Here is a 3,180-nt window from a genome sequence, read left to right on the forward strand (position 1 = left end):
GGATAGTTATACTTTTTATCTTCGTTTACCCCCCACATAAAACCGCTATTGCCTCCTGGTATAATTTTCCAATCAAATTTTATTTCAAAATTTTCGTATTCCTTGTCTGATAAAAGACTTGCATCACCTTCTCCTGATTCCATATCCGAAACCCCGTTAAAAATCAGGACATTATCTTCAACGATCCAGCCCGTTGTTGACTCAAAATCCTGAAAGGTGTGCCAACCTTCCAGAGAATTATCTACAATTAAAGATTTCCATTCGGAATTCTCGCTTTTACAATTAGAAAGAAGAAGTACCACTAAAAGGGGTAAAAATATTTTTCTCATATTTCTATTTTTTGGCATATAAATGAATGGTTATGAGCGTAGTATAAAGTTAAGTCAAACATTTGACTCCCTGGCAGATAATAATCGAAATTTGACGGTTAAACCTATTGGAATGATTAATCCTTGTCATATTTTTATATAATAAATCAGAAGCCTCTTTTAGGTAGTTAATTTATCCCAATTTTATATGTATCTATATAACGGGAACGAATTTTATAAATACCTTTATGAAAAATAGTCCGGGTTGGTTTGCTACTAAAAAATGGATTAAATTATGCGCAAAATTGATGTGGTAAACCGCCTTTTAAAGAAATAATATGAAAGCACTTTTTTATACCAGAGAATTTCCTCCATATGTTTACGGAGGTGCTGGGGTACATGTTGAGTATTTGGCCGCCGAATTAGCCAAACTAATGGAGCTGGAAGTTCGATGCTTTGGGGATCAGGATGAAAAAACCGATACTCTATCGGTAAAAGGATATCCTTATGACAACCCCGTTTTTAACAATTCCAATGACAAACTTAAAGCAGTTTTAAAAACATTAAGCACCTGTGTACAAATGAATGCTGATGAAGTTGATGCGGATATAGTGCATTGCCATACCTGGTATTCTCATTTTGCCGGCATTACAGCCAAATTACTTTATGGAATTCCACTTGTAGTAACTACACATTCATTAGAGCCATTAAGGCCCTGGAAAAGAGAACAACTGGGCAGAGGGTACGATGCATCATTATGGATTGAAAAAACAGCAATAGAAATGGCAGATGCCGTTATTGCCGTATCAAATGAAACAAGAGATGATGTTCTGAAATATTTTGATGTTGATAAGGAAAAAATCAAGGTAATATATAACGGAATAAATCTTGAGGAGTATATAGTTACCCAGGAAACTGCGGCCTTAGACAAATACAATATCGATAAGTCCAAACCCTATGTGCTTTTTGTGGGTAGAATCACAAAGCAAAAAGGGATCATACATTTGGTGAATGCCATAAAGTATATTGACCCGGACACCCAGATCGTTTTGTGTGCAGGAGCACCCGATACCCCTGAAATTGCCAAAGAAATGGAAGACAGCGTTAATGAAGTAAAAAAAATCAGGGATAATGTTATCTGGATTGCTGAAATGCTCGATAAAAAATCCGTGATACAACTTTATTCCCATGCAGATGTTTTTTGTTGTCCTTCAATCTACGAACCTTTCGGAATAATCAATATTGAAGCTATGGCATGTAAAACAGCAGTTGTTGCGAGTGCCGTAGGAGGAATAAAAGAAGTGGTGGTAAACGGTGAAACGGGAATCCTGGTGCCTTTGGAGCAACAAAATGAGGCTCCTTTTGAACCTGTAGATCCGGACAAATTTGCCCGGGATCTTGCAAAAGGCATAAATCTTGTAATTAGCGATAAAGAATTGCAGGAATCTATGGCCCTAAAGGGTAGAAAGAGAGTAGAAGATACATTCGACTGGTCTGCTATTGCCCAACAAATTGAAACCTTATACAAATCTTTAATAAACTAAAAAATATGTTCACGAAAAGCGTTCTAGCTATTATTTTAGGGGGAGGTCAGGGATCACGCCTGTTTCCGTTAACCGAAAAGAGATCAAAACCAGCTGTACCTATTGCAGGTAAATATAGATTGGTAGATATCCCCATTTCCAATTGCATTAATTCCGATATAAAGAGAATGTTTGTATTAACACAGTTTAATTCTGCATCCTTAAACAAGCATATTAAAAACACCTATCATTTTAGCTTTTTCAGTAAAGCTTTTGTAGATGTTTTAGCAGCCGAGCTAACCATGACCAGCGGAGATTGGTTTCAGGGTACGGCTGACGCCGTTAGACAAAGTATGCATCATTTTTTGCAGCATGAATTTGAGTATGCCTTAATTCTATCCGGAGATCAGTTATATCAAATGGATTTTAATGACATGATCAATAAACATATCGAGAGCAATGCGGAAATAACAATAGGAACTATTCCCGTTCATGCCAATGATGCGCCTTCTTTTGGGATATTAAAAAATGACAGTGAAGATAATATCACCTCATTTATTGAAAAGCCAGTATCTGATTTATTGCCGGATTGGCAATCGGAAGTGAGTGAAGAAATGAGGCAGGAAGAGCGTTTTTATCTGGCCTCCATGGGTATTTATATATTTAATCGCGATCTGCTTATAGAACTGATGAATAATCCGGATACCATGGATTTTGGAAAAGAAATTCTACCACAATCTATTGGAAAACATAAGGTTATCAGTTATCCATTCGAAGGATATTGGACGGATATTGGAAATATTGATTCGTTCTTTGAAGCCAATCTGGGATTAACAGACAGTATTCCAAAGTTTAACCTTTATGATACGCAACGGGTCATACATACAAGAGCCAGAGTGTTACCTACTTCAAAGATTAGCGGAACTCAGATGGATAAAACTGTAATTGCCGACGGATGTATAATCCATGCCACCAAAATAGAGCGCTCAGTAATTGGAATACGTTCCAGAATAGGGGCTGGCTCTACAGTTATCAATACCTATATGATGGGTTGCGATTCTTATGAAACTTTGGAAGAAATAGAAAACCACAAGATTAAAATACTCATGGGAATCGGGGAACGATGCTTTATTAAAAATGCCATCATTGATAAAAATTGCCGTGTAGGAGATGATGTTACCATTGATGGAGGTCCTCATCTGAAAGACATTGAAACCGATACCTATGTCATTAAGGATGGTATTGTAGTCTTAAAAAAGGAAGCGGTAATTCCCTCGGGGTTTAAATTATAAGCTATAAATAAATGTGGGATACCCAATTTTTTGCCCCTATAGACTGGCAAAATTAAA

The 3,180-nt window shown here is 36.8% G+C and carries 3 protein-coding genes; 2 read left to right on the plus strand and 1 reads right to left on the minus strand.

Translation table 11 applies throughout. The features are described 5' to 3' along the window. A partial coding sequence (locus WBN20_RS08305) for a 3-keto-disaccharide hydrolase (protein ID WP_424281343.1) occupies positions 1 to 329 on the minus strand: 329 nt, incomplete at its 3' end. A 317-nt stretch (positions 330 to 646) separates the two neighbouring features. On the opposite strand from WBN20_RS08305, the gene glgA reads away from it, so the two are divergent. Next, a complete protein-coding gene (gene glgA, locus WBN20_RS08310; protein WP_424271911.1) occupies positions 647 to 1,852 on the plus strand; it encodes a glycogen synthase in 1,206 nt (401 codons plus the stop codon). Positions 1,853 to 1,857: 5 nt separating this feature from the next. Continuing rightward, positions 1,858 to 3,123: a glucose-1-phosphate adenylyltransferase gene (locus WBN20_RS08315; protein WP_424281344.1), complete on the plus strand. Its 1,266-nt coding sequence runs from the start codon at positions 1,858 to 1,860 to the stop codon at positions 3,121 to 3,123. Positions 3,124 to 3,180: the final 57 nt, after the last annotated feature.

The organism is Eudoraea sp. (assembly GCF_049665975.1).
Taxonomy (GTDB): Bacteria; Bacteroidota; Bacteroidia; order Flavobacteriales; family Flavobacteriaceae; genus Eudoraea.

Bases quoted from the DNA above. Each gene is read 5' to 3' on its own strand.
- WBN20_RS08315 (WP_424281344.1), top strand. From the start codon at position 1,858: ATGTTCACGAAAAGCGTTCTAGCTATTATTTTAGGGGGAGGTCAGGGA.
- glgA (WP_424271911.1), top strand. From the start codon at position 647: ATGAAAGCACTTTTTTATACCAGAGAATTTCCTCCATATGTTTACGGA.